Origin of the sequence: Micromonospora rhizosphaerae, from assembly GCF_900091465.1 — a bacterium.
In the GTDB taxonomy this organism is placed as follows: domain Bacteria; phylum Actinomycetota; class Actinomycetes; order Mycobacteriales; family Micromonosporaceae; genus Micromonospora; species Micromonospora rhizosphaerae.
The window spans coordinates 7,006,430-7,030,959 of record NZ_FMHV01000002.1 but is presented as its reverse complement, the minus strand read 5'-3'; the positions used below and the strand labels follow the sequence as shown (position 1 = coordinate 7,030,959).

The 24,530-nt window shown below is 73.1% G+C and carries 23 protein-coding genes and 2 tRNA genes; 16 read left to right on the top strand and 9 right to left on the bottom strand.

The genetic code is table 11. The annotated features are described in order from the left end of the window. Positions 1-33: 33 nt before the first annotated feature. The 3 genes from GA0070624_RS33070 (at position 34) to GA0070624_RS33060 (ending at position 3,176) form a co-directional block, all read left to right on the top strand. Positions 34-2,295: an ATP-dependent DNA helicase UvrD2 gene (locus GA0070624_RS33070; RefSeq protein WP_091347535.1), complete on the top strand. Its 2,262-nt coding sequence runs from the start codon at positions 34-36 to the stop codon at positions 2,293-2,295. 124 nt (positions 2,296-2,419) lie between these two features. Then, positions 2,420-2,677 (top strand): hypothetical protein, encoded by a 258-nt coding sequence (locus GA0070624_RS33065; protein WP_091350362.1) that lies wholly within the window; start codon positions 2,420-2,422, stop codon positions 2,675-2,677. A 133-nt stretch (positions 2,678-2,810) separates the two neighbouring features. Further along, positions 2,811-3,176: a WhiB family transcriptional regulator gene (locus GA0070624_RS33060; RefSeq protein ID WP_091347533.1), complete on the top strand. Its 366-nt coding sequence runs from the start codon at positions 2,811-2,813 to the stop codon at positions 3,174-3,176. Between the two features lie 306 nt (positions 3,177-3,482). Here the strand turns inward: GA0070624_RS33060 and GA0070624_RS33050 are convergent, their stop codons facing one another. From GA0070624_RS33050 to GA0070624_RS36240, 3 genes are all read right to left on the bottom strand, one after another. Continuing rightward, positions 3,483-4,829, bottom strand: coding sequence for an ABC1 kinase family protein (locus GA0070624_RS33050; RefSeq protein WP_091347530.1), 1,347 nt, complete (start codon positions 4,827-4,829; stop codon positions 3,483-3,485). Then, positions 4,826-5,953 (bottom strand): TOMM precursor leader peptide-binding protein, encoded by a 1,128-nt coding sequence (locus GA0070624_RS33045; protein ID WP_091347528.1) that lies wholly within the window; start codon positions 5,951-5,953, stop codon positions 4,826-4,828. The genes GA0070624_RS33050 and GA0070624_RS33045 overlap by 4 nt, the downstream gene beginning before the upstream one ends. A 207-nt stretch (positions 5,954-6,160) precedes the next feature. After that, positions 6,161-6,328 (bottom strand): DUF5679 domain-containing protein, encoded by a 168-nt coding sequence (locus tag GA0070624_RS36240; protein WP_165945332.1) that lies wholly within the window; start codon positions 6,326-6,328, stop codon positions 6,161-6,163. 519 nt (positions 6,329-6,847) lie between these two features. On the opposite strand from GA0070624_RS36240, the gene GA0070624_RS33035 reads away from it, so the two are divergent. After that, the gene (locus GA0070624_RS33035; protein WP_091347524.1) at positions 6,848-7,378 is read left to right on the top strand and encodes a M48 metallopeptidase family protein; all 531 of its coding nucleotides are present in this window, start codon (positions 6,848-6,850) and stop codon (positions 7,376-7,378) included. Positions 7,379-7,519: 141 nt separating this feature from the next. Beyond that, positions 7,520-8,209, top strand: coding sequence for a hypothetical protein (locus GA0070624_RS33030; RefSeq protein WP_091347522.1), 690 nt, complete (start codon positions 7,520-7,522; stop codon positions 8,207-8,209). 28 nt (positions 8,210-8,237) lie between these two features. On the opposite strand, the gene GA0070624_RS33025 is transcribed toward GA0070624_RS33030, so the two are convergent. After that, the gene (locus GA0070624_RS33025; protein ID WP_091350358.1) at positions 8,238-9,524 is read right to left on the bottom strand and encodes a zinc-dependent metalloprotease; all 1,287 of its coding nucleotides are present in this window, start codon (positions 9,522-9,524) and stop codon (positions 8,238-8,240) included. A gap of 115 nt (positions 9,525-9,639) precedes the next feature. Between GA0070624_RS33025 and GA0070624_RS33020 the strand changes: the two genes are divergently transcribed. From GA0070624_RS33020 to GA0070624_RS32990, 7 genes are all read left to right on the top strand, one after another. Beyond that, positions 9,640-10,653 (top strand): YlbL family protein, encoded by a 1,014-nt coding sequence (locus GA0070624_RS33020; RefSeq protein WP_176731960.1) that lies wholly within the window; start codon positions 9,640-9,642, stop codon positions 10,651-10,653. 124 nt (positions 10,654-10,777) lie between these two features. Further along, positions 10,778-13,741, top strand: a complete 2,964-nt coding sequence (locus GA0070624_RS33015) for a UPF0182 family membrane protein (protein WP_176731959.1) — start codon at positions 10,778-10,780, stop codon at positions 13,739-13,741. A gap of 155 nt (positions 13,742-13,896) precedes the next feature. Next, entirely contained in the window at positions 13,897-14,406 is a 510-nt protein-coding gene (locus GA0070624_RS33010) for a SigE family RNA polymerase sigma factor (protein WP_091347515.1), read from the top strand. Next, the gene (locus GA0070624_RS33005; RefSeq protein ID WP_091347513.1) at positions 14,396-15,310 is read left to right on the top strand and encodes a hypothetical protein; all 915 of its coding nucleotides are present in this window, start codon (positions 14,396-14,398) and stop codon (positions 15,308-15,310) included. Before GA0070624_RS33010 ends, GA0070624_RS33005 begins: the two co-directional genes overlap by 11 nt. Positions 15,311-15,366: 56 nt before the next feature. After that, a tRNA-Met gene (locus GA0070624_RS33000) sits at positions 15,367-15,443 on the top strand. A gap of 137 nt (positions 15,444-15,580) precedes the next feature. Then, positions 15,581-15,654: transfer RNA gene (locus GA0070624_RS32995), tRNA-Met, on the top strand. A gap of 110 nt (positions 15,655-15,764) precedes the next feature. Then, positions 15,765-16,013 carry a hypothetical protein gene (locus GA0070624_RS32990; RefSeq protein WP_091347512.1) on the top strand — a complete coding sequence of 83 codons (249 nt, stop codon included), beginning with the start codon at positions 15,765-15,767 and terminating at the stop codon, positions 16,011-16,013. 85 nt (positions 16,014-16,098) lie between these two features. Here the strand turns inward: GA0070624_RS32990 and GA0070624_RS32985 are convergent, their stop codons facing one another. Continuing rightward, the gene (locus GA0070624_RS32985; RefSeq protein WP_245719096.1) at positions 16,099-17,430 is read right to left on the bottom strand and encodes an ABC transporter substrate-binding protein; all 1,332 of its coding nucleotides are present in this window, start codon (positions 17,428-17,430) and stop codon (positions 16,099-16,101) included. A gap of 152 nt (positions 17,431-17,582) precedes the next feature. Between GA0070624_RS32985 and GA0070624_RS32980 the strand changes: the two genes are divergently transcribed. Both GA0070624_RS32980 and GA0070624_RS32975 read left to right on the top strand, forming a co-directional pair. Next, positions 17,583-18,416, top strand: a complete 834-nt coding sequence (locus tag GA0070624_RS32980) for a phosphoribosylaminoimidazolesuccinocarboxamide synthase (RefSeq protein ID WP_091347508.1) — start codon at positions 17,583-17,585, stop codon at positions 18,414-18,416. A 73-nt stretch (positions 18,417-18,489) separates the two neighbouring features. Then, positions 18,490-19,428: a ribose-phosphate diphosphokinase gene (locus tag GA0070624_RS32975; protein ID WP_091347506.1), complete on the top strand. Its 939-nt coding sequence runs from the start codon at positions 18,490-18,492 to the stop codon at positions 19,426-19,428. 9 nt (positions 19,429-19,437) lie between these two features. Here GA0070624_RS32975 and GA0070624_RS32970 read toward each other — a convergent pair whose 3' ends face one another. Continuing rightward, positions 19,438-19,905: an ATP-binding protein gene (locus GA0070624_RS32970; RefSeq protein WP_091347504.1), complete on the bottom strand. Its 468-nt coding sequence runs from the start codon at positions 19,903-19,905 to the stop codon at positions 19,438-19,440. A gap of 120 nt (positions 19,906-20,025) precedes the next feature. On the opposite strand from GA0070624_RS32970, the gene macS reads away from it, so the two are divergent. Both macS and GA0070624_RS32960 read left to right on the top strand, forming a co-directional pair. Beyond that, on the top strand, positions 20,026-21,150 hold the full coding sequence (gene macS, locus GA0070624_RS32965; protein ID WP_091347502.1) for a MacS family sensor histidine kinase: 1,125 nt from the start codon (positions 20,026-20,028) through the stop codon (positions 21,148-21,150). Between the two features lie 35 nt (positions 21,151-21,185). Next, positions 21,186-21,824 carry a response regulator gene (locus GA0070624_RS32960; RefSeq protein WP_091350353.1) on the top strand — a complete coding sequence of 213 codons (639 nt, stop codon included), beginning with the start codon at positions 21,186-21,188 and terminating at the stop codon, positions 21,822-21,824. A 1-nt stretch (position 21,825) separates the two neighbouring features. Here the strand turns inward: GA0070624_RS32960 and GA0070624_RS32955 are convergent, their stop codons facing one another. The 3 genes from GA0070624_RS32955 to GA0070624_RS32945 form a co-directional block, all read right to left on the bottom strand. Beyond that, positions 21,826-22,401 (bottom strand): DUF5709 domain-containing protein, encoded by a 576-nt coding sequence (locus GA0070624_RS32955; RefSeq protein ID WP_091347500.1) that lies wholly within the window; start codon positions 22,399-22,401, stop codon positions 21,826-21,828. Positions 22,402-22,527: 126 nt separating this feature from the next. Further along, positions 22,528-23,319 (bottom strand): ATP-binding protein, encoded by a 792-nt coding sequence (locus GA0070624_RS32950; protein ID WP_245719095.1) that lies wholly within the window; start codon positions 23,317-23,319, stop codon positions 22,528-22,530. Continuing rightward, complete coding sequence (locus GA0070624_RS32945) at positions 23,316-24,317, bottom strand: SDR family oxidoreductase (protein ID WP_091347498.1); 1,002 nt, start codon at positions 24,315-24,317, stop codon at positions 23,316-23,318. The genes GA0070624_RS32950 and GA0070624_RS32945 overlap by 4 nt, the downstream gene beginning before the upstream one ends. Positions 24,318-24,530 lie beyond the last annotated feature (213 nt).

The following is a 24,530-nucleotide window of genomic DNA, read 5'->3' as shown; positions in this document are numbered from 1 at the left end:
TAACGTCGGGGCAAGCTGAGATGATTCCTGGCTGTGGTGGTTCACTCAGCGGCGGAACGCGTGCTGGCCGGGCTGGACCCGGAGCAGCGGTCCGCGGTGACCGCCCCGGCCGGTCCGGTCTGCATCCTGGCCGGCGCCGGCACCGGCAAGACCCGCGCGGTGACCTCCCGGATCGCTCACCGCGCGCTCGCCGGCGACATCTCCGCCCGGCACGTGCTCGCGGTCACCTTCACCGCCCGGGCCGCCGCCGAGATGCGGAGCCGGCTCGCCGGGCTCGGGGTGCCGGGGGTGCAGGCGCGTACCTTCCACGCGGCGGCGCTGCGCCAGGTGCGCTACTTCGCCCCCCGGCTGCTGGAGGGGCGGGCCATGCCGGAGCTGCTGGAGAGCAAGGTGCGCCTGGTCACCCTCGCCGCCGCCAAGGTCGGCCTGCGCGCCGACCGGGCCGCCGCCCGCGACCTCGCCGGCGAGATCGAATGGGCCAAGTCCTCCCTGGTCGAGCCCGCCGAGTACGTGGTCGCCGCGGCCAAGGCGCTGCGCGACACCCCACACGAGCCGGCCAAGGTGGCCGAGGTCTTCGCCGCGTACGAGAAGATCAAGCGCGGCAACGGCGTGATCGACTTCGAGGACATGCTGCGCGCCGCCGTCTGGGGGATCGAGGAGCATCCCGACGTCGCCGAGCAGGTACGCGGCCAGTACCGGCACTTCGTCGTCGACGAGTACCAGGACGTCAACCCGCTCCAGCAGCGGCTGCTGGAGGCGTGGCTGGGCGGGCGGGACGACCTCACCGTGGTCGGCGACGCCAGCCAGACGATCTACTCGTTCACCGGGGCCACCTCGTCTTACCTGGTCGACTTCCCGCGCCGGCATCGGGGCGCGACGGTGGTCCGGCTGGTCCGCGACTACCGCTCCACCCCCCAGGTGGTCGGGCTGGCCAACGCGGTGATCTCGCAGGCCCGGGGCGCCGAGGCCCGGCTCCGGCTGGAACTGGTCGGGCAGCGTCCGCCCGGTCCCGAGCCGGAGCTGCGGATCTTCACCGACGAGCCGGCCGAGGCGTCGGCGGTCGCCGCCCGCTGCCGGGCGCTGGTCGACGGCGGCACCCCGGCCCGGGAGATCGCCGTGCTGTTCCGCACCAACGCCCAGTCCGAGGCGTACGAGAAGGCGCTCACCGAGGCCGAGGTGCCGTACCTGGTGCAGGGCGCGGAGCGCTTCTTCGAGCGGCCCGAGGTGCGCCAGGCGATGGTGGCGCTGCGCGCCGCCACCCGCTCGATCGACGGCTCCAGGTCGGGGCGCGGCGCCAGACGCGCCGAGCTGGAGTTGTCGCAGGGGGAGACCCCGTTGCGGGCCGCCGTGGTCGAGGCGCTCTCCGCCGTCGGCTGGGCGCCGGACGCCGCCCCGGCCGGCGGTGCCGCCCGGGAGCGGTGGGAGGCGCTCGCCGCCCTGGTCCAGCTCGCCGAGGAGTACGCGGCGACGCCACCGGCGAGCGCGAGGAGTGAGCTTGCGAGCCCGGCAGTCGCGAGCGAAGGACCGGCCCTGCCGCTGCCGATCGGCTCGGCGGCCGCGGTGGAGCGGCTGGTGACGCTCACCGACTTCAACGACGAGCTGGCCCGGCGGGCCGTCCAGCAGCACGTGCCCACGGTGGACGGGGTGACGCTCGCCTCGCTGCACTCCGCGAAGGGCCTGGAGTGGGACGCGGTCTTCCTGGTCGGCCTCGCCGAGGGCACCCTCCCCACCTCGTACGCGAAGACCCCCGAGCAGGTCGAGGAGGAGCGGCGGCTGCTCTACGTCGGCGTCACCCGGGCCCGGGAATGGCTCTGGTTGTCGTACGCGGCGGCCCGCTCGCCCGGAGGACGGGCCCGGCGGCCGTCGCGGTTCCTGCCCCAGCTCGATCGCTCGGGCGGCACCGAGCGGGCCGGCGCGGCGCGGCGGACCGAGCGCCGGCGAACCCAGGTGGTCTCCTGCCGGATCTGTGGCGCGACCCTGCTCGCCGGGGCGGACCGCAAGCTGGGCCGCTGCCCGACCTGCCCGTCCGACATCGACCTGGAGCTCTACGAGCGGCTGCGCGAGTGGCGGCAGCGGGTGGCCGGTGCCCAGAAGGTCCCGGCCTACGTGATCTTCACCGACGCCACGCTGACCGCGCTGGCCGAGCGGAAGCCTGGGCGCCCCGAGGAGCTGATCGCGATCGCTGGGATCGGCCCCCGCAAACTGGGTCTTTACGGCGATACCGTGTTGGCCCTGGTGGGGGGCGCGGCGGTGGACGCCGTCTGCCCGGAGAAAACTTTCGAAATCGAGCCGTAAATTCGTTTGCCCTCGCCCCCGGGCGAGGCATAGCCTCAGGGCACACCTCGCGAGCGGCGCAATTTCGCCTGCTCACGGGGGTTGAGACCGAGTCGGCACGAGGAACGTGAGGGAGGTGGCACCCGTGGAGATCTTCACCTATGAGCGTCCGGCGGCGATGCCAGCTGCCTGCGCTCCGCTGTCGGCTGTCCGGGTGGCCCTTGCCGCCACGCGACCGTCGGTCCCGCAGGTGCACCAGGTCCAGGTTCAGGCCGAGCTGAACCTGACTGTCGCGCCGATTGCGGGAGTCGAGGGGACCAGTGGCTTCACGGGCATGGGCATCGGTGTCGCCAAGAAGCGCATGGATGTCCGCGGCGTTCCACCTCGAGGTAGACCGGTCTGATCCAACAGACCACCGGCTCACCTCGAGGCCGCGGAACCCGCACACCGGGATCCGCGGCCTCAGTTTTTTTGCCCGCCAAAGTACGTCGGAAATGCGATCCACGAGATCGAAGTGAGAGAGAGGTGACCGGGCGATGAGTCTGGCGTTGGCCCCGCTCGACGTGAGCGTCGAGGTGGAGGCGAACCTGCCCTGCCGGAAGTTCGACCCCGACCTGTGGTTCTCCGACTCGCCCACCGAGCTCGAGCTGGCCAAGTCGCTCTGCGGGGACTGCCCGCTGCGCGTCGAGTGCCTCGCCGGTGCGGTGGAGCGGGCCGAGCCCTGGGGCGTCTGGGGTGGCGAGATCTTCGAGCGTGGCGCGGTCGTCCCGCGCAAGCGGCCCCGTGGCCGTCCGCGCAAGGAGGACGTCGCCCGTGACGCCGCGCTCCGGGTCGAGGCCGAGGCGCGGCTGGCGGCCAGCGGGCTGTCCAAGTCGCGGAACGCGGTCCGGCTGGTGGCCTGACGATGCACCCGATCCGTACCCAGGCCGGCCGCGAGCCGGTTGTCAGAGAGATGAACGAGATGCTGTACGTCCCCAATGGAGCTGCCGAGATGCAACTACTTCACGAAGCGTTGTCCCGGGCCCGAATGCGCCGGCCTCAGGCCGGTCGTACCACCACGAGCACTGAGGCAACCCGATCCGCCCGTACCGTCGCCATGCTGAGCCGCAGCCGGTCGGCCCGCGACCTGGGCGCTCTCTAGATCCCTACTGATAGGCGGGGGCGGTGGCCGGTTCCGGCCACCGCCCCCGCGGCGTCTTTCGGGTCGGTCAGGCGACCGGGGCGAAGCCGGGCAGCCACCGCTCCAGGATCGCCCGGTACGGCGCCTTCGCCTCAAGCTGGCAGAGCACCCCGATCGAGCCCAGCGTCACCCGGTGGATGAGCAGGTACGACGGGGGCAGGTTGAGCTGACGGCCGAGCTGGTGCGCCGGCGAGCGGGGGTTGGCCAGCCGGGCCGCCTCGGACCGCAGCCAGGCCCGGGTGAACCGGAACTCCTCGGCGGCGATCGGCTCCAGCATCGGACGGAGGAAGTCGAGCACCGCCTCGGCGTCGATCGGCTCGGTGGAATTGATGAAGCCCTCCTCCCGCAGACCCGCCACCACCTCGTCCGCGTCGCCGCGCAGGGCGAGCGCGGCGATGCGGCCGATCGGCTCGGGCGTGCCCTCCGGCATCCGGGCGACGGCCCCGAAGTCGATCACGCCGAGCCGGCCGTCCGGGAGCAGCCGGAAGTTGCCGGGGTGCGGGTCGGCGTGCAGCAGTCCGGCCCGCATCGGAGCCGAGAGGTGCAGGACGGCCATCAGCCGGCCCGCCTCGTCCCGCTGCTCCTCGGTGCCCTCGCGGATGATCTCGGCCAGCGGCGTTCCCCCGATCCACTCGGTGACCAGGACGCGGGGCGAGGCGGAGAGCACCGCCGGGATGAAGATCTCCGGATCGTCCGCGTACGCCGCCGCGAAGGCCCGCTGCGACTCGGCCTCCAGCTCGTAGTCGAGCTCCTCGCTGATCCGCTGCCGGAGCTCCGCCAGCAGCGGCTTCACGTCCAGCCCGGGCTGGATCGCGCGGAACATCCCGCCCAGCCGGGAGAGCTGCTTGAGATCGGCGAGCAGGGCGTCCCCGGCGCCCGGGTACTGGATCTTCACGGCCACGTCCCGGTGCTTCGGGGCGCCGGCCGGGCCGTACCCCGGGTCCCGCCAGACCGCGCGGTGGACCTGCCCGATGCTGGCCGCGGCGGCCGGGGTGTCGTTGAATTCGACGAAGCGGTCCCGCCAGTCCGGGCCGAGCTGCTCGGCGAGCACCTTGTGCACGGTCGCCGCGGGCAGCGGCGGGGCGGCCTCCTGGAGCTTGGTGAGCGCTTGGCGGTAGGGGGCGGCGATCTCCTCCGGCAGGGCCGCCTCGAAGACCGACAAGGCCTGACCGAACTTCATCGCCCCGCCCTTGAGCTGCCCCAGGACGCTGAACAGCTGCTCCGCGGTGCGCTGCTGGATCTCGGCCGAGATGACGTCGGACGCGAGGCCGGTGACGCGCTTGCCCATCCCGAGGACGGTCCGACCGGCGAAGCCGAGCGGCAGAGCGGCGAGCTTGGCGGTCCGGGACACGGCCCGGCGTGGGATGTCGGTCACCCGGTCATTGTTACCGACTCGAGGGGTCCGCTGTTGCTCCGAAGCCGGGAGCGGGTGGGCTCGGCCTGCAACGGGCGATTTCCGGAGCACCCGCAGGACGGGTGCGGCGGCCAGACCCGGCGCCGGAAACGGCCCGCCCCGCCGACCTCGACCGCGCAGCCGAGGGTCTCCGGGGTGCCCCCGTCCAGGTGGGCCAGCACCTCCGCGGCCGCGTACGCCACCGCCGCGAGCAGCGTGGTGGTGGCACAGGCCTGGTCCGCCTCGTCCGCCGCGAGCTGCGCGGCGAGCGCCGGCCAGTCCGGGTCGCGGTCGACCCGGTGCAGGTCGAGGCAGTTCAGGCAGGGTCCGACCGGCGGTCGGACAAGTGGGCCGACCACCGGTACACCGCCGCGCAGGCCGACCAGCAGGTGCGGCTGGCGCCGCTGGGCGTGCCGGGCGGCGAGCAGGCCGGCCGGCCGGTCCGTGCCGAGTTGGACGGCCAGGTCGACGCGACCGCGGCGCAGCGGCCGGGTCTCCGTCCCCGGCGCGGACCGCCCGATCAGGTCACGGACTGCGGCGGCGAGCGGCCGGCCGACCTCCGCGGCGGCCAGGCCGGTGCCTACCAGGTCACCGGGGCGGACCGGGCCGGTCAGATCCGGGTCCAGGTGCCCGACGCCGGCCTGCGCCAGCGCGACGACGAGCGGCCCGCCCAGCCGGCCGGCGCCGGTGACCAGCACCCGGGCGGTCCGGCGTCGGCGCAGCACCTGGGCGGGCGTGCCGGGCAGCCCGGGCGCGGCCAGCGCGAGCGCGCCGGCCTCCCCCGTGAGCCGGGCCCGGACCGGCCCGGCGAGGTCGCGGGGGAGCAGCGTGTGCGCGGGTACCACCAGCCCGGCGGCGTGCAGCGTGTCCAGCAGGACGCGAGCCTCGTCGGGCGCCACGTCCGCGGTCGAGGCGTAGGCGAGGACGCTGCGCTCGCTGCGGGTGCCGTCCAGCAGGTCGAGCAGCCGGGCGGCCCGGGGGTTGGCCACCTCCAGCAGGACCGCCCGGCCCGGCTCGACCCCGAGCTGGAGGGTGTGCCGGTCCCGCCAGAGGCGGGTCAGCCCGGGGAGCAGGGTGGGGCGGGTCAGCGGTGCGGCACGGGTCATGGCACGAATCGTGACCACATCGGTGCTGTCCGTCGATCGTTGTCCACAGGTGCGCCCGGCTCTGCCCGGGGTTGTCCACAGGAAAAGGCGACATATCCACAACCGGCCGGTAGGTCTGTCATCGACCCGACAGCGCGGTCCCGCCTCCGGAAACGAATCGGGGGAGGGATGGCCACGGCGGGCCACCCCTCCCCGGATCCGTACGGGTCAGACTTTCGCCTTGCCGAGAATCCGGTTCACTGTTGTCCCGCAGACCGGGCACTTGCCCTTGGCCATGTTCATGCCGGTCTTCGAGACCTCGATGCGGCCCTCGAAGTCCCGCTTCTCCTTGCACTTGACGCAGTAACCGTTGTAGGTCTGGGCCTGGTCGGCCACGATGAGCCTCCTCGTCTCGTCCGCCGGACACGCCCGGCGGTATTCCCGGCGGCGGGCCACGCGGGGCGCCGGCGCCGGGTCGTTCTCGGCGGCCACGCTCGTGACCGCTGGTTGGCGGACCCTACCCAGGTCAGGGCAGTTCCATGTCAGCTGTGCATCGACACTGTGAGGAAGTCGACGTCGAGAGTGTGCATGCCGGATTACGTCGGATAAGTCAGTTTGGCGGGAACACGCCGGGTGAATGGGCCCAGATCCCCCTTCAGGCGGCCCCCGGGCGGCGGCCGGCGGGATGATCACCTAACGTGGGCGGGGGCGGCAGGTGACGCAGATTGTCCCGCCTGGTCGCCACGCAGGGTGACCAAGGGGCGCGGAAACCTCCCCGGCAACGATTTTTTTCGGGACTCCTCGCGACCAACCACCATTTTCCGGGCGCGTGTCAGCGGGTTGACCCTTGGGAACCCTGGTCACTACGCAGTAGCTTTCCCTCGTGACAGTCATCCGAGGCTGCGCGGACCACTGATGGCCGGGACGCGGAAGCCGGTCGTCGAGGTACGGCGCAGCCAGCGCCGGCGACGCACGGTGTCCGCGTACCGCGACGGTGAGCGGGTCGTCGTCCTCATCCCCGACCAGTTCTCCCGGGCCGAGGAGAGCGAGTGGGTCGACCGGATGCTGGCCCGGCTCGCCGCCCGGGAGGACCGGCTCGCCCGGTCCGACGCGGAGCTGCTCGCCCGCGCCACCCGCCTGATCAACCTCTACCTTCCCGACCACCGGCTCGCGGCCGTGCCGGCCAGCGTCCGCTGGGTCACCAACCAGAACGGCCGCTGGGGCTCCTGCACCCCGGCCGACCGGACCATCCGCATCTCCCACCGGATCCAGGACATGCCGGACTGGGTGGTCGACTACGTGCTCCTGCACGAGCTGGCGCACCTGATCGTGCCCTACCACAACGCCCAGTTCTGGGGGCTCGTCGGGCGGTATCCGAAGACCGAACGGGCCCGCGGCTACCTGGAGGGCGTGGCGGCCGCCGCCGGCCTGCCCCTCTCCGACTGACCCCTGGTCCGCTCCGCCGCGCTTGATCCACTCCGGGTGCCGCAAGCCGCGGTCTCTGGGCAACCGGATGCCGCGATGTCCCGCACCTGGAGTGGATCTAGCGGGTGAGGTGGGTGGCCTGGGCGGGGTTAGGGTCGGGGGGTGGCCCGATGTGTGGTGGTGGCGTTGCTGGGACCGGTGGGCTGGACGCCGCCGGGGATCGACCCGACGCGGTGGCGTGTCGCCCTCGCCGAGGACGTGGTGGACCTGCTCGCCACGCTCAACGAGGTGGACACCGCGGTCGCGGTGACCGCCGAGGACCGCTGGCTGGCCGACGCGGTGGTATGGCCGGGCACGGCCGTCCACGAGGTGCCGGAACCCACCGTCAACGCGGTTTTCGCCGCGCTGGCCAGCGACCAGCAGCCCGCCCGGCCTGCCGCCGGCGGCCGGGCCACCGCGTCGTTCGGCGAGGATCGGGCCCCCGCGCTCAACGGCTACGACCAGGCGGCCGTGGTGGCCGCCGACGCACCCGACGTGCCCGGGCTGACCCTCGGCAAGCTGCTCCGCCCACTCGCCAGCCGACCGGTCGCGGTCGCCCCGGTCGAGGGCGCCGGCCCGGGACTGCTCGGCGTCGCGGCCCGGCTGCCCGTACCGGAGTGGCTACCACCGCTGGACCTGGACACGGCCGTGCCCGCCGACGTGCGCGCCGGTGCCCCGCGCCCCGGCGACGTGGCGGTCACCGCGGGCTGGCGTCGGCTCCGCGGCCCCGCGGACCTGGCCACGCTGGACCCGGCCTTCGAGGGCTGGGAGGCGACCCGCGCCCTGCTCTCCGGCTCCGGCCACCCCGGCTGACCAGCAAACCGCCGGGGCGGGCGCGGCGTCAGGACTTGTCGGTGTCGTCGGGACGGTCGGTCGGCCCACCCGGCGCCTGCTCCTCCGGGCCGCCCGGCGCGGTGAAGTCGAAGCTGTCCAGTTCCGAGAGGTCGAGCTGGGCCGCGGCGAAGGCCTCGGGGTCGGCAAAGTCCTCGTCCGAGGGGAGCAGGTCCGGGTGGCCCCAGACCGCGTCGCGGCCGGCGATGCCGCGGTGCTCGGTCAGCGCCGCCCAGAGCACCGACGCCTCGCGCAACCGGCGCGGCCGCAGCTCGAGGCCGACCAGGGCGGCGAAGGTCTGCTCGGCCGGCCCACCGGCGGCCCGACGACGGCGGAACGCCTCGCCGAGGCGTACGACGTTGGGCAGGCGGTCACCCGCGGCGGTGTCGACCACGTGGCAGACCCAGCCCTCGACCAGCGCGAGCACGGTCTCCAGCCGGGCCAGCGAGGCCTTCTGCGCCGGGGTGTCCTCCGGCGTGAAGATGCCCTCCAGGGCGATCGCCTGCATCGACTCCGGGTCGGTCGGGTCGACCCGGCCCATCGCCTCCTCGATCGCCTCCCGGTTGACCCGGATGCCGGCGGCGTAGTTCTCCACCGCGGTGAGCACGTGCCCGCGCAGCCACGGCACGTGCTGGAAGAGCCGCTGGTGTGCGGCCTCGCGCAGGGCGACGTAGAGGCGTACCTCGTCCTCGGGCAGCTCCAGGCCCTCGCCGTACTCCCGGATGTTGGCCGGGATGAGCGCGGCCGTGCCGGCCGGGCCGAGCGGCAGGCCGATGTCGCCGGCGGAGAGCACCTCGGCGGCGAGCGAGCCGAGCGCCTGGCCGAGCTGGCCGCCGAAGAGGGCGCCGCCCAGCGTGGCCACCATCGACTGCATCGGGCCGAGCTGGGCCCGCGCCTCCGGCGGCACCAGGTCGCCCATCGCGCCGACCATCCGGCTGGCCACGGGGTCGCAGAGCTTGCGCCATACGTCGAGGGTCTTGTAGATCCACTCGTTGCGGTTCCAGGCGACCGACGTCCGGATGCCGGAGGGCCACGAGGTGGCCGGCTCCAGCCAGAGGTCCGCGATCCGCAGCGCCTCCTCCACCGCGTTGCGTTCGAACGGCGAGACCGCCGGGTCGCCGGCGGCGGCGAGCTGGCTGGCGGCCACCTGCCGGGCGAGGTCCCAGTTGACCGGCCCGCTGCCCGGCGCGGAGAGCAGGTGCTGCAACTGCGACATGAACTGCTGCATCTGCGCGGGATCGTTGGGGTCTGGTGGTTGCCCACCCGGGAGCGCGAATCCGAACGGAATATCAGGCACGAGGTCTACGGTACGCGTGCCCCGCCCCAGGTCGCCGCCGCTGGCGTTGCGCTGAGGGCGAAGTCCGTCGGTCGTCGAGCCGGCCGCCGCCGCGGTGATCGGTACGCTCTGCCGCATGAGACGTCGCGGCGTGACCGTCCTGCTCGGTGCACTGCTCACCGCCCTGCTCAGCATCGGCGTGTTGAGCGTGCCCATCCCGTACGTGGTGCTCGGCCCCGGCCCGACGGTCAACACGCTCGGCGCCTCCGACGGCAAGGAGGTCATCCAGGTGACCGGGCGGCCGACGTCCACCTCCGCGGGGCAGCTGCGGCTGACCACGGTCGGGGTGCAGCCCACCGTCAAGCTGCGCTCGGCGCTCGCCGGCTGGTTCTCCCCCGATGAGGCGGTGGTGCCCCGCGAGCTGGTCTACCCGCCCGGCGAGTCGCAGGAGGAGGTGGAGAAGCGCAACGCCGAGGACTTCCAGAACTCGCAGACCAGCGCGGAGACCGCCGCGCTGCGCGAGCTGGGCTACCCGGTCCAGGTCCTGGTCAAGGCGGTCACCCCGGGCGGCCCGTCGGCCGGGGTGCTCAAGCCCGGGGACGTGCTCACCTCCGTCGACGGCCAGTCGGTGACCAGCGCCGCCCGGCTGACCGAGCTGATCCGGGCCAAGCCGGCCGGCACCCCGCTGAAGATCGGGTACCTCCGGGAGGGCGCCGCCGCCACCGCCACCGTGACCAGCCGCGAGCAGGACGGCCGGCCGCGGATCGGGATCGAGATCGACCAGCAGCAGCCGCACCCGTTCACCCTGAAGATCGACCTGGGCGACATCGGCGGGCCGAGCGCCGGGCTGATGTTCGCCCTCGGCATCGTGGACAAGCTGGAGCCGGCGGATCTCACCGGCGGGAAGGTCATCGCCGGCACCGGCACCATCGACGACGAGGGCCGGGTCGGTCCGATCGGCGGCATCGCGCAGAAGCTGGTCGGCGCGAAGGACGCCGGCGCCAAGGTCTTCCTGGTGCCGGCGGACAACTGCGCCGAGGCGGTCCGCAACCCCCAGCCGGACCTGCCACTGCTCAAGATCGCCACGCTCGACGACGCGCTCAAGGCACTCGAGACACTGCGCGCCGGAGGGCAGCCGACGCGCTGTTGAGCTCGAGCTCCGCCGGCCGGCCGGGATCGTGACGTGACCTTGACCCGACGTATTCAGGAACACCCCGTACTCTGGGTGCCTGATCGGAGCCGATCACATCGAGCGTGCGGAGCCAACAGTGGTCATGCGTAGCAGCCCCCTGCCGAGGATGAGCCGGCGCGGACGGGTCACCATCGGGGTCCTGATCGGGGTGTTCGTGCTCTTCACCCTGCTCGGGTGGGGAGTCAACGCGTGGACCGACTGGCTCTGGTTCGACGAGGTCCGCTACACCCAGGTCTTCACCGGGGTGCTCGCCACCCGGCTGCTGCTCTTCCTGGTGGTCGGGCTCGGCATGGCCGTGATCATCGGCGGCAACCTCTGGCTGGCCCACCGGCTGCGCCCGATGATGCGCCCGCACTCCGTCGAGCAGGCCACGCTGGAGCGCTACCGGATCCTGCTGACCCCCCGGCTCGGCACCTGGATCGCCCTCGTCTCGGCCGTCATCGGGCTCTTCGCCGGGCTGTCCGCGCAGAGCCGGTGGGCTCAGTGGCTGCTCTTTCGCAACGGTGGCAACTTCGGCGTGAAGGACCCGGAGTTCGGGATCGACATCGGGTTCTACGTCTTCCAGTTGCCCTTCTGGCGTTACCTGCTCGGCGTCGGGTTCACCGCGGTGGTGCTGGCGCTGCTCGGCGCGCTCGCCGTGCACTACATCTTCGGCGGGGTCCGGCTCCAGGGCGTGGGCGACCGGATGACCACCGGCGCGCGCGCCCACCTGAGCACGCTGGTCGCCGTCTTCGTCCTGCTCAAGGCCATCGCGTACGTGCTGGACCGGCGGGCGATGCTGCTTGAGTACAACGAGGGCGCCAAGCTCTACGGCGCCGGGTACGCCGACGTCAACGCGCTGCTGCCGGCCAAGGAGATCCTCGCGTGGATCTCCATCGTGGTGGCGATCGCGATCATCGTCTTCTCCAACGCGGTGATGCGGAACCTGGTCTGGCCGGGCATCGCGCTCGCCCTGCTGGGCGTCTCCGCCGTCGCCATCGGCGGCATCTACCCGTGGGCGGTGCAGACCTTCGAGGTCAAGCCGAGCGCCCGCGACAAGGAAGCGCCGTACATCCAGCGGAGCATCGAGGCGACCCGGGCGGCGTACGGGCTGACCGGGACGAAGGCCAGTGGGTACGCGGCGAGCAACCTCACCCCGCCGGCCAGCCTGGCCACCGACACCTCGGTGGTGCCCAACGTCCGGCTGCTCGACCCGCAACTGGTCTCCGAGACGTACACCCAGCTCCAGCAGGTGCGGGGCTTCTACGACTTCGGCCCGAAGCTGGACATCGACCGGTACACCGTGGGCGGCAAGACCTCCGACTACGTGGTCGGCGTCCGGGAGATCAACTACGGCGAGCTGACCAGCCAGCAGAACAACTGGATCAACCGGCACACCGTCTACACCCACGGGTACGGGCTGGTGGCGGCCCCGGCCAACCAGGTGGTCTGCGGCGGTCAGCCGTACTTCGTCTCCGGCTTCCTCGGCGAGAAGGCGCAGGAGGCGTGCTCCTCGCAGACCGAGCAGATCCCGGCGCAGCAGCCGCGGATCTACTACGGCGAGCGGATGGAGGCCGACGACTACGCGATCGTCGGGCAGACCGACGAGGGGCGGAACGTCGAGTTCGATCGCCCGACCCCGTCCACCGGGGGCGAGCAGTACTACACCTACACGGGCGAGGGTGGCGTCAAGATCGACTCGTTCACCCGCCGGCTGCTCTACGCCATCAAGGAGCAGGAGTCGAACTTCCTGCTCTCCGAGGCGGTCAACGACAATTCCCGGCTGCTCTACGTGCGCAACCCGCGCGATCGGGTGGAGAAGGTCGCCCCGTTCCTCACCCTGGACGGCGACCCGTACCCGGCGGTGGTGAACGGCCGGGTCCAGTGGATCGTGGACGGCTACACCACTGCGGCGAGCTACCCGTACGCCGAGCGGATCAACCTGCAGGCCGAGACCACCGACGAGCTGACCAACCGGGGCACCTTCCAGCTGGCCCGGGAGAACGTCAACTACATGCGCAACTCGGTGAAGGCGACGGTCGACGCGTACGACGGCACGGTCCGGCTCTACCAGTTCGACGACACCGACCCGGTGCTCAAGGCGTGGAACAAGGCGTTCGGCGGCGACCTGGTGCTGCCGAAGTCGGCCATCCCGCCGGAGCTGGCCGAGCACTTCCGCTACCCGGCCGACCTGTTCAAGGTGCAGCGCAACCTGCTCACCAAGTTCCACGTCACCGACCCGGGCGACTTCTACTCCGGCCAGGACTTCTGGCAGGTGCCGAACGTGCCGGACGCCCCGGACAGCGGGCAGAAGCAGCCGCCGTACTACCTGTTCACCCAGTTCCCGGGGCAGCAGGCGCCGCGCTTCCAGCTCACCTCGGCGGTCACCCCGAACGGTCGGCAGAACCTCGCCGCGCTGATCTCCGGGTCGTACGTGGACGGGCAGCCGAAGCTGGAGGTGCTGGAGCTGCCGGACCAGACCCGGATCTCCGGGCCGGTCCAGGTGCACCAACAGATGACCAACAACGGCGACATCCGGCAGCAGCTCAACCTGCTCTCCTCCGGTCAGGCGCAGGTGCAGTACGGCAACCTGCTCTCCCTGCCGTTCGGTGACGGGATGCTCTACGTCGAGCCGGTCTACGTGAAGAGCAACAACCAGGACGCGTACCCGTTGTTGCAGAAGGTGCTGCTCTCCTACGGCGACGGCGGCTCGTACGTGGTGCTGGCGAACAACCTCACCGACGGCATCAAACAGCTCGTGGAGCAGGGCAAGCGGGCGGGCCAGGGCAACCCGCCGCCGGCCGGCGGCAACCCGCCGAACACCGGGGTCACCCCGCCCGCGCTCACCGGTGCGCTGGCCGAGGCGGCCGGCCGGGTGCAGAGCGCCATCACGGAGGTCAAGGCCGCGCAGGCGTCCGGCGACTTCGAGCGGTACGGCCGGGCGCTGAAGGCGCTGGACGAGGCGATGACGGCGTTCCAGGAGGCGCAGGCGGCGGCCGGGGCGCCGGCCACGCCGGCGCCGAGCGGCAGCCCGTCCGCGTCCCCCGCGCCCTCGCCGAACGGCTGACCCCGCCGCTGTTCCGGCACGGAGCCCGTGGCCCCGAGGACCCGCAGCGGTCCGGGCCACGGGCTCTGTCGCTTTTCGGACCGGACGCCCGCAACCCACCACCCCGTTCCCCCGTCATCTGAGCAGATGGGCCAGAGGGGAGCGGTGATCGTGAGATGAGGGACGCGCGGAGTTTCGACGACTTCTACCGGAGCACCTCGGCACGAACGCTGCGGTACAGCTACGCGGTGGCGGGCGACCCCGGCGAGGCCCAGGACCTCGTCCAGGAGGCGTACGCACGGGCCTGGCGGCAGTGGGGGAAGCTGGCCGCCCACCCGGCGCCGGAGGCGTGGCTGCGCCTGGTGGTCAGCCGGCTGGCCACGGATCGGTGGCGCCGGCTGCTCGGTTGGCGGGCGGCGATCAGTCGCACCGGGCCACCGGAAGACGTACGACCGCCCGGCGAGGAGACCGTGCTGCTGGTCGGCGCGCTCCGGCAGCTTCCGCCGAACCAGCGGCAGGCGCTGGCCCTGCACTACCTGTTCGACATGTCCGTGGAGGACATCGCCCGGGAGACGCGAGTGCCCACCGGCACCGTGAAGTCCTGGCTGTCCCGTGGCCGGTCGAGGCTGGCCGAGCTGCTGCCCGGGGTCTCCGCCGCGGAACTGGAGGTGGAAGATGTCGCGTGAACTGAGCCGTCTCTACCGCGTCCTGGCGGAGGATACCGACGGGCAGGCCCTGATGGCCCCCGAGCAGCTGCGCCGGCGGGCCGACCGGCGGGCGCGGAATCGGGCCGCGGTGGGCGCGCTGGCCGCGGTGGCGCTGCTCGCCGGGGCCGCGGTCGGCACACAGATCGTCCTCGCCGCAGGTCCGGACAGCCGGCCCGGACCGCCCGCGGGCACCCCCACCCCGCCGTCGGTCCCGCCGACGCAGAACACCCCGGCGGCGCCCTCGCCGACCGAAACCGGCCCGACCCTCTCCCGTACGCCCGGTACGTCGCCCTCGACTGGCCGGCCGACCGCCGGCACCCCGACCAGCATTCCCGACCGAGCCTTCTTCACCCTGGCCGCGGCGAACGACACGGGCCTGCCGCCGCAGTTCCGTCCGGGTCCCGTGCTGCCGGCGCTCTGCGGGGCGGAACCCGGCGAGTCGAACATCGTCCAGCGACGGGCGCGCGTGCTGGCGTACCGACTGGCGAGCACTCCGAAGGGATACGTTCCGGACGGCAGCTACCGGCACAGCATCACCATCTACCGGACGGGCCGAGCGGACGATGCGCTGCGGGAGCTGCGCCAGGCGGTCCGGAACTGCCCCGAGCAGGAGGTGACCGGGGGCGTGACGTTCAGGCTGCGGTTGCTGGACGGCGGCGGGTACGGCGACGAGTCGGTGCTGTTCGAGATGCGCACGCCGTACCGGGACATCAACGGCGATCCCACGGGTGGCGACGAGGTCCGGCTGATCCGGGCGGTGCGGATCGGGGACGTGGTCACAGTGCTCTGGGAGCAGGGCTGGGAGAACACCTCCAGCGACCGGTCGCAGGTCGACGCGGACAGTCGCCGGGCGGTCACCGCGATCCGGAAATGGTTGATGTGACGTCCAGGATCCGTTTTGCAGGCCCGGGGGTCTGTGCGCTACGGTGGATGGACCGACGCGGGGTGGAGCAGCTCGGTAGCTCGCTGGGCTCATAACCCAGAGGTCGCAGGTTCAAATCCTGTCCCCGCTACCACGTCCGGAACGGCCCCGAGGATCACCTCCTCGGGGCCGTTCCGTTTCCCTGGGTGCCGCACTTCGCCGAGAATCCCGGATGCGATCGGGGACCCGGCTGATCTCCGTGCCGGGGATGCGATAAGCTGGGTGAGCCGACGCGGGGTGGAGCAGCTCGGTAGCTCGCTGGGCTCATAACCCAGAGGTCGCAGGTTCAAATCCTGTCCCCGCTACTCGTGACGAAGGGCCCCGGAGACACCTCCGGGGCCCTTCGCCAGCTCTGTGACCTGTCGTCCCGCCCGTCCGGCCTGCCCCGGTTGCGCTTCTCGGCGAGGATGAGGGCATGTCTGGATGGAGCAAGTGGTGGGGCCGGCTCGGCGCGGTCCTCGGTGCGGTCGTGCTCTCGGTGTTCGTGCCGGTCGCGGCCTGGGCGTCCACGGGTACTGGCGAGCTGGTGGTGGAGGCCGCCCGGCGGAGGCGGGGCGGCGGCTTCGGCGTCCTCGGCCTGCTCTGCTGCCTGGTGGTGGTCGGGGCGATCGTGCTCTTGGTGCTGCTGCTGATGCGCAGGCGGCGGGGCGGCCCGCCGCGCTGAACCGGCCGGGCGGGCCCCGGGGCGGCGCAGCGCGGCCCCGGGTCCGCGTCCCGGGCCGCCAGGCCCGCTCGCACGCGGCGGCCGGTCACTCGGCCAGGGCGGCGTTCGCCTGGGCCATGAAGCGGGAGGCGGCCGCGTGGGCGCCGGTCCGCCCGGAGCGGACGTTCTCGGCCGCGTCGATGAGCAGGGTACGCACCTTCGCGTGCCCTTTCGGCGGCGGCGCCGGGGCCGGCCCCAGCAGGTCGTTCACAGCGGTGCCGAGCGCGGTGACCTGCTTCTCGACCTGATCGGTGATGCCGTCCGCGACGACCTGCCGCACCGGCAGGCTCGCGTTCAGGCCGCGCTCGATACCGAGGATCCGGCCGGCCGCCACGTTGGTGGTCAGGAAGTTGATCACGTCGACCGCCACGTCCGGGTGCCGGGTGCCCCGAAAGACAGCCCAGTACATCGACGCGCGGGCCCACTCCGCGGCCGTGCTGCCGGGAAAGCTGGCCAGCCCCAGCTCGTCGCCGGTCTGGCGCTGGAGTTCCGGCAGCTGGTGCGCCCAGGCGAAGGACGCCGCGCCGTGCCCGGTGACCACGAGCTGGTGGCTGAGGTCGCCGGTGTCCGCCTGCTCCATCAGGGGGGCGTTCGGGGTGGCCCGCCCGGACCGGGCCACCTGCCAGAACTCGAACCAGTCGAGCAGTTCGGCGGAGCCGAAGCCGAGCTGGCGCCCCTGGTACAGCTCGGCGCCCTGGCCCCGGAGCCAGAGCCACAGCGCCCGGTAGTCCCCGGAGGGGTCCGTCGTCCCGGCCGCCCGGCCGCCGGACGCCCCGGTCACCCGCCCGGCCCACTCCACGTACTCCCGCCACGGCATGCCGCTGCGCGGCTCGGGCATCCGGAGCCGGCGCAGCAGGTCCCGGTTGTAGACCAGCGCCGCGGTGGTCTGCGCGGCGGCGACGGCCATGGTCCGCTCGGCCACCTGGCCGTACCGGGCCAGACTCTGCGGCACGCCGCGCAGGTCGAGCCGGTTGTCCGCGACGTACCTGCTGAGGTCCAACACGATCTCGCGCTGCGCGTACTCGGTGAGGACGGTGTCGTCGATCTGGAACAGGTCTGGCACATTGCCGCTGGCGGCCTGGGTGGCCAGCCGGTCGTAGTAGCCGGTGAGGCCCTGCCAGGTGACGCGGAAGCGGACGCGGGGATTCTGCTGGGAGTAGAGCCCGAGCGCCTGTTCGGTGGCCTCCGCCCGCTTGGGTCCGCCCCACCAGAAGACCGACAGCTCGATCGGCCCGTCGTCGACCCGGGTCTCCTCCTCCTCGCCGCACCCGGCGAGGCCGCCGGTGGCGAGCAGCGGCAGTCCGCTCAGCGCGCCGAGGAACCGCCGGCGGCCCGGATCGGCACCGGGGCGGGCGGACGGGGGACGGGCAGCGGGCACCGGGGCTCCTGGGGCGGACGGGAACGGCGGCGGTCGGACCATTTACACAGGCGGCGCGGGCGGGTGTCAATGTCCGTCCGGTCGGCCGGGGGCGTACGGCCGGGCGGCATCTGGCGGCGGGCGGACGACGTCCGCGTGGTGTACTAGGCGCCGTGGAACTTCTGCACTCGGGCAAGGTCCGGGACGTCTACGCCGACGGCGAGGACCTGATCCTGGTCGCCTCCGACCGCATCTCCGTCTACGACGTGGCGCTGCCCACCCCGATCCCGGACAAGGGCCGACTGCTCACCGCGCTGTCGCTCTGGTGGTTCGAGCAGGTGGCTGACCTGGTGCCCAACCACGTCATCTCCGCCACCGACGTGCCCGCCGAGTTCGCCGGCCGGGCGATCCGCTGTCGGCGGCTGGAGATGGTCCCGGTCGAGTGCGTCGCGCGCGGCTACCTGACCGGCGGCGGTTTCGCCGAGTACCAGCGCACCGGCGCGATCTCCGGGGTCGAGCTGCCCCGAGGCCTGGTGGAGGCGTCGATCCTGCCCGAGCCGATCTTCACCCCATCGACCAAGGCCCCGATGGGCGAGCACGACGAGCCGATCACGTACGCCGAGGTGGTGGACAAGGTCGGCGCCGAGACCGCCGAGCAGCTGCGCCGCATCACGCTCGACGTCTACCGGCGCGGCGCGGAGATCGCGGCCGACCGGGGGATCCTGGTCGCCGACACCAAGATCGAGCTGGGCTGGGCGCCGGACGGCACCCTGGTCCTCGGTGACGAGCTGCTCACCTCGGACTCGTCCCGCTTCTGGCCGGCCGAGTCCTACCAGCCGGGCCGCGCGCAGTTCTCCTACGACAAGCAGTACGTGCGGGACTGGGCGACCAGCAGCGGCTGGGACAAGCAGGCCCCGGCGCCGGAGCTGCCCGCCGAGGTGGTCGAGGCGACCCGGGTTCGCTACGTCGAGGTCTACGAGAAGCTGACCGGCAACCGCTGGGACTGATCCCGGACCGGCTCCACGTCCTGCTCGTCGGCGTCGGCGCGTCCCGCTGAGCCTGCCCGTACGATTGGCAGGCGTGCGTGACATTGCCGTGTTCGGCGGAACCGCCCATCCCGAACTCGCCGCCGAGATCTGCGCCCACCTGGGCGTCCCGCTGCACCCCGTGCGGGTGTCCCGGTTCGCCAACGACTGCCTCGAGGTGCAGTTGCAGGCGAACTGCCGGGAACGCGACGTCTTCCTGATCCAGCCGCTGGTGCCGCCGGTGCAGGAGCACCTGGTCGAGCTGCTGCTCATGATCGACGCGGCCCGGGGCGCCTCGGCCGGCCGGATCACGGTGGTGCTGCCGCACTACGCGTACGCCCGGTCGGACAAGAAGGACGCGCCGCGCATCTCCATCGGCGGGCGGCTGGTCGCCGACCTGCTCACTTCGGCGGGCGCCGACCGGGTGCTCGCGATGACCCTGCACTCGCCGCAGGTGCACGGCTTCTTCAGCGTCCCCGTCGACCACCTGCACGCGCTGCGCGCGCTGGCCGACCACTTCAAGCGGTACGACCTGAGCAACACGGTGGTGGTCTCGCCGGACCTGGGCAACGCCAAGCAGGCGGCGGCCTTCGCCCGGCGGCTCGGCACGCCGGTCGCGGCGGGCGCGAAGCAGCGGTTCAGCGACGACCTCGTCCAGATCAGCACGGTGATCGGCGACGTGGCGGAGCGGGACGTGATCGTGCTGGACGACGAGATCGCCAAGGGCAGCACGATGATCGAGCTGATGGCGCACCTGCGCGAGCTGAACGTCTGCTCGATCCGACTCGCCTGCACCCACGGCCTCTTCTCCAGCGGCGCGCTGGACCGGCTCAGCGAGCAGGAAGGGGTGCTGGAGATCGTCTGCACCAACACGGTGCCGATCCCGGCCGAGAAGCGGGTGCCGAAGCTGCAGGTGCTCTCGGTGGCGCCGGTGCTGGCCGAGGCGATGCGGCGGATACACAACGGCGAGTCGGTCAGCGCCCTCTTCGACTGACCGGCCGGGCTAGTCGGCGCGGTGCCGGCCGATGCGCTCGTGGGTGGCCAGGGCGGCGCTGATGCGTACCGTCGTGCCGGTCTCGCCGGTCTCGACCTCCATGCTGTCGCTGAGCTCCCGGGCCAGCCAGAGGCCCCAACCGCCGGCGGTGTCCGGGGCCGGGCGGCTGTGGTGGACGAGCCGGTGGGGGCTGATCCCCCGTCCGTGGTCGGCGACCTCGCAGACCATCTGCGCGGGGAGGCGCCACAGCCGCAGCCAGCCCCGGCCCCCGCCGTGCCGGACGGCGTTCGTGATCAGCTCGTTGACCGCCAGCACGAAGTCGTCCAGCCGCTGGCCGCTGAGCCCCGCCGCGTGCGCGGAGGAGGCGACCGAGTGTCGCAGCCCGGTCACCTGTGCCTGTTCGAAGGCCTCGGCGATGAGGAGGGAGGGTTCGATGGGCACAACCGTACGCGGTGCTCGGGGTTCTGCATTCGTCATGGCCCCCGTCCCGGCAGTGGATCTCATAGTCTTTCGCGGCATTTCCACCGTACGTCAGGGTTTCCTGAGCCGCAGCCACCGCCCCCCGGGGTAGCGCCGGACTGTGGGATCGTGTCGCCCATGCCGTCGTCCCCGGGAGGCCTCGAGGTCCCGCTCTGGCGGGCCATCGCCGTGTTCCGGTTCGCCTCCCTCGCGTACGTCTGCGTGCTGGTGCTCCGCGACGCCGACCGGTACGCGCACCCGCTGGCCGCCGGCGGCGTACTCCTGGCGATGCTGGCCTGGACCGGGGCGACGGCGGCCGGCTACGCGCGCCCGGCCGGACGGCGCTGGCCGCTGCTCCTGGCCGACCTCGGCGTGGTGCTCGCGATCATGCTGGCCACCCCGTGGGTGGTCGGCCGCGCGGCGCTCGCCGCCGGCCTGCCCACCCTGACCGTGGCCTGGCTGGCCGGGCCGGTGCTGGCCTGGGCGGTCTCCGGCGGTCGGCGGCGGGGCGCGATCGCGGCGCTGGTCCTCGGCGGTGCCGACCTGGCGACCCGGGAGCGGATCAGCCAGTCCTCGCTCACCGGGGTGATCCTGATGCTGCTCACCGGGGTGGTGGTCGGGCACGTCGCCCGGCTCGCGGTGACCGCCGAGGAACGGCTGCAACGGGCGGTGGAGTTGGAGGCGGCGACCCGGGAACGGGAACGGCTGGCCCGGGACATCCACGACTCGGTGCTCCAGGTGCTGGCGCTGGTGCAGCGGCGCGGCGCCCACCTCGACGGCGAGGCCGGGGAGCTGGCCCGGCTGGCAGGCGAGCAGGAGGCCGCCCTGCGGGCGTTGATCGGCCGGGCCGGCGGGGCGCCGGACGACGGCGGGGGCACGCTGGATCTGCGGGCCCTGGTCGACCGGTACGCCTCGGCGACGGTCGCGCTCTCCGCACCGGCCACCCCGGTCCCGCTGCCCGCGCGGGTCGCCCGGGACCTGGCCGCCGCCACCGGTGCGGCGCTGGACAACGTGGCCCGGCACGCCGGCGGGCGGGCCTGGGTGCTGATCGAGGACGAGGGGGCGACGGTGACCGTCTCGATACGCGACGAGGGGCCGGGGATTCCGGAGGGCCGGCTGGCCGAGGCCGTGGCGCAGGGACGGCTCGGGGTGGCGCAGTCCGTCCGGGGGCGGGTGGCCGACCTGGGCGGCGAGGTTCGGATCGACTCCGCCTCCGGGGAAGGCACCGAGGTCGAGCTGATTGTCCCGAGGAGCGAACGGTGAGCGGCGCCGGGGAACCCGAGGGCGGCGTCCGGGTGATGGTGGTCGACGACCACCCGATGTGGCGCGAGGGGGTGGCGCGCGATCTCACCGAGGCCGGTCACCTGGTGGTGGCCACCACCGGGGAGGGCCGGCAGGCGGTGCGGGTGGCCGCCGCGGCGCGCCCCGACGTGGTGGTGCTCGACCTGCAACTGCCGGACGTCTCCGGGGTCGAGGTCATCCGGGGGCTGCGCGCCGCGCTGCCCGAGGTGCGGGTGCTGATGCTGTCGGCCAGCGGCGAGCCGCAGCGCGTGCTGGACGCGGTGAAGGCCGGCGCCACCGGCTACCTGGTCAAGTCGGCCGCCCCGGCCGAGTTCCTCGACGCGGTGCGTCGCATCGCCGTCGGCGAGCCGGTCTTCACCCCTGGGCTGGCCGGGCTGGTGCTGGGGGAGTACCGCCGACTGGCCGCCGGGCCGACGAGGGGCTCCGCACCCGACGCGGCACCCCGGCTCACCGAACGCGAGACCGAGGTGCTGCGCTTGGTCGCGAAGGGGCTGTCCTACAAGCAGATCGCGCAGCGGCTCGGGCTCTCCCACCGGACGGTGCAGAACCACGTGCAGAACACGCTGGGCAAGCTCCAGCTGCACAACCGGGTCGAGCTGACCCGCTACGCGATCGAGCGCGGCCTGGACAACTGAGTCAGGTGTGCGACTCCGGTGGGTTGGTCTCGTGGATGGCCAGCTCCTCGGCGGTCGCGCCGCCACCGGCCGAGCCGGCGTCGTACCCGATGGAGTCGGTCTCCTGGTCGGTGTGCGCTCCCTCGTCCGGTTCGACCAGCCGACCCACCTCGTGGTCGGCGACGGCGCCGAGCCGCCCGTGGTCGTAGAGGGAGACCGACGAGCGCGGGTCCGAGGTCGGGCCCGGGTTCATCACGTCGGCGTCGAGCTGGGCCTGCGCGGCGGCCTCCTCGCTGTCCGCCTCGGCGGCGATGCCCGGGTCGACCGTTCCGGCCAGCGGGTCGTCGGCGGGACGCTCGTACACCTCGCGCTGCAGCTTGTAGTCCAGCGACTCGCCGTCGCGCTGCTCCTCAGCGGTGGTCCCGAACCGGTCCACGGCCACCGGGGTCCGGTCGCTGGGCAGCTGGGCCGGCTCCGGGCCGTCCGCCTCGCGGCCGGTCAGGATTTCGTCGTTGGCGCTCGAGTCGTCGTCGGCGGTGTGGGGCAGCCCTTCCGCCTCTGGGTCGGACACGGGGGTCGGGTACTCGTCGTCGCGCATGGCTGATCACTACCCACTGCGCTCCCCGCATTAACCGGGTCCGGCGGTGGCGATCGGGATAAAAGCGGCGAAAGGGTGCGCTCGGCTCGTCGGTCGGGGGACGCGTCCGCCGGCGAGGGTGAGCGGTCAGCCGCGGAACGCGGCCTCGTCCTCCGGATCCAGCACGCACCAGACGACCTTGCCGTCCGGCACCGGGGTGCTGCCCCAGCGTCGGGAGACCGTGTCGATCAGCAGCAGGCCGCGGCCGCCGGCCGAGGTCAGCGGAGCGAGCCCGGCGAACGCCGGCTGCCGGGGGGAGCGGTCCCGCACAGCCAGGTGCAGCGAGCTGTCCCCCGGGGCCACCCGGACGGTCATCGGCGTCTGCGCGTGCGCCACCACGTTGTTGACCATCTCGGTGACCGCGATGCAGGCCGGCTCGGCCAGTTCGGGCACCTCCCAGCGGGTGCAGCCGTCGGTGATCAGCGCCCGGGCCTCCCGGGCGGCGCCCACGGCGGGGGTGAGCTCGGCGTTCAGCACGGCGGCCAGCGGCGCGGCGACCAGCGCCGCCTGGGCCTCGTCCAGGCTCGCGCAGACAGGCGTCCCGGTGGCCTCCCAGGCTCCGGCCGGGTCCAGGACCAGCAGGTCCGAGGCGGGCCAGTCGGACACCTCGCGGTGCACCTCGTCGAAGACGGCACGGGCGGCGGGCTCGGCCACCCGCAGCCGGGAGAGATCGGCGATCACCGGGCCGGGCCGCGCCCAGAGCCGGGCCAGCAGCGCGTCGCGGACGGCGCCGACGCCGGCCAGGTCGAGCACGCCGGTCAGCCTGACCATCGCGGACGATTCGTCCGTCTCCACCAGGCAGCGCACGTCCGTCGGCATGATCGTCCCATTGTGCATGCCGGCCTCGGGCCGCGCATCCGACCGCTCGGTTCGGTTCATCGGCGCTCCGTCCGCGATCGTCTCGTCATGGCCGCCGCGGTGCCGACGGCGGTGCCGACCGCGGCCAGCCCGAAGGCGGCGGTCATCCGGACGAGCTGACGGCGCCGGCCGTGCCAGCCGCCGACGGGCTCGGCCTCGGCGTTGGCCCGGAAGACGTTGCCGCTGCTGGCCAGGCGTACGCCCGGGCCGAACTGGGTCCGGCGGGTGTACCAGGCGAGCAGCCGCTCGACCAGCGCTGGCGCCAGCCGCCACTGGAGGGCGATCAGCCGGCCGACGCCGCCCGCGTACGCCTCCCGGCGCGGCCGGCGCAGCAGCCGGACGATCGTCTCGGCGACCACCTCGGGAGGGTAGACCGGCGGGGCCGGGGTCATCTCCCGACCGGTGTGGTTGGCGACGTGCCGGAAGAAGGGCGTGTCGATGCTGGCCGGCAGCACCGTGCAGATGGAGATGTTGCCCCGGCCGGTGACTCGCAGCTCCTGCCGGACCGTGTCGGCCAGCCCGCGGATGCCGTGTTTGGTCGCGTTGTACGCCGACTGGTACGGCATCGCCACCTCGGCCAGCACCGAGGCGTTGTTGACCAGCACCCCGCCGCCGGCGGCGCCGAGCCAGGGCAGCGCCGCCTTCGTCCCGTAGACCGTGCCGAGCAGGTTCACCTCCACCACCCGGCGGAACTCCTCGACCGGGATCTCGTCGAAGAGTCCGACGGCGCTCACCGCGGCGTTGTTGACCCAGGCGTCGATCCGGCCGAACTGCGCCGCCGCCCGCGCCGCTAGCCGCACCACCGCCTCCGGATCGGTCACGTCGGTGGGGACCACCAGCGCCCGCCCGCCCAGCTCCCGGCAGCGCTCCGCGACCCGCTGGAGCGCGTCCTGGCTCCGGGCCGCCAGCACCACGTCGGCGCCCTGCCGGGCCAGCGCGTACGCGGTCGCGGTCCCGATCCCGCTGGAGGCGCCGGTGATCACCACCGTGGCGTCGTCGAGACTGCGGGAAAGCGGCATTCTTCGCCGGTACCCCCGGTCATGGTGGGTCATGCGGGCGCGGTCGCCCGGATCACGGTCGCGAAGCGGGTGTTTCCGGGCGGTTGTCAGGATGTCGACAGAAGGTCGGGTCCCGCCGGGGTGCGCCCCGCCGGCACCGCCGCGCCGGTCCGGTCCCGATCTGCCAGGTTTCGGCGCACCGGGCCCGGGTTAATGGGACCCTCTGACCGGAGG

Bases quoted from the DNA above. Each gene is read 5' to 3' on its own strand.
- GA0070624_RS32960 (WP_091350353.1), top strand. From the start codon at position 21,186: ATGGTGGTCGACGACCACCCGATGTGGCGCGAGGGGGTGGCGCGCGAT.
- GA0070624_RS33045 (WP_091347528.1), bottom strand. From the start codon at position 5,953: ATGACCCGTGCCGCACCGCTGACCCGCCCCACCCTGCTCCCCGGGCTG.
- macS (WP_091347502.1), top strand. From the start codon at position 20,026: ATGCCGTCGTCCCCGGGAGGCCTCGAGGTCCCGCTCTGGCGGGCCATC.
- GA0070624_RS33035 (WP_091347524.1), top strand. From the start codon at position 6,848: ATGGCCGGGACGCGGAAGCCGGTCGTCGAGGTACGGCGCAGCCAGCGC.
- GA0070624_RS32945 (WP_091347498.1), bottom strand. From the start codon at position 24,317: ATGCCGCTTTCCCGCAGTCTCGACGACGCCACGGTGGTGATCACCGGC.
- GA0070624_RS32990 (WP_091347512.1), top strand. From the start codon at position 15,765: ATGTCTGGATGGAGCAAGTGGTGGGGCCGGCTCGGCGCGGTCCTCGGT.
- GA0070624_RS32955 (WP_091347500.1), bottom strand. From the start codon at position 22,401: ATGCGCGACGACGAGTACCCGACCCCCGTGTCCGACCCAGAGGCGGAA.
- GA0070624_RS32950 (WP_245719095.1), bottom strand. From the start codon at position 23,319: ATGAACCGAACCGAGCGGTCGGATGCGCGGCCCGAGGCCGGCATGCAC.
- GA0070624_RS33015 (WP_176731959.1), top strand. From the start codon at position 10,778: ATGCGTAGCAGCCCCCTGCCGAGGATGAGCCGGCGCGGACGGGTCACC.
- GA0070624_RS33005 (WP_091347513.1), top strand. From the start codon at position 14,396: ATGTCGCGTGAACTGAGCCGTCTCTACCGCGTCCTGGCGGAGGATACC.
- GA0070624_RS33060 (WP_091347533.1), top strand. From the start codon at position 2,811: ATGAGTCTGGCGTTGGCCCCGCTCGACGTGAGCGTCGAGGTGGAGGCG.
- GA0070624_RS33010 (WP_091347515.1), top strand. From the start codon at position 13,897: ATGAGGGACGCGCGGAGTTTCGACGACTTCTACCGGAGCACCTCGGCA.
- GA0070624_RS33020 (WP_176731960.1), top strand. From the start codon at position 9,640: ATGAGACGTCGCGGCGTGACCGTCCTGCTCGGTGCACTGCTCACCGCC.
- GA0070624_RS32970 (WP_091347504.1), bottom strand. From the start codon at position 19,905: ATGACGAATGCAGAACCCCGAGCACCGCGTACGGTTGTGCCCATCGAA.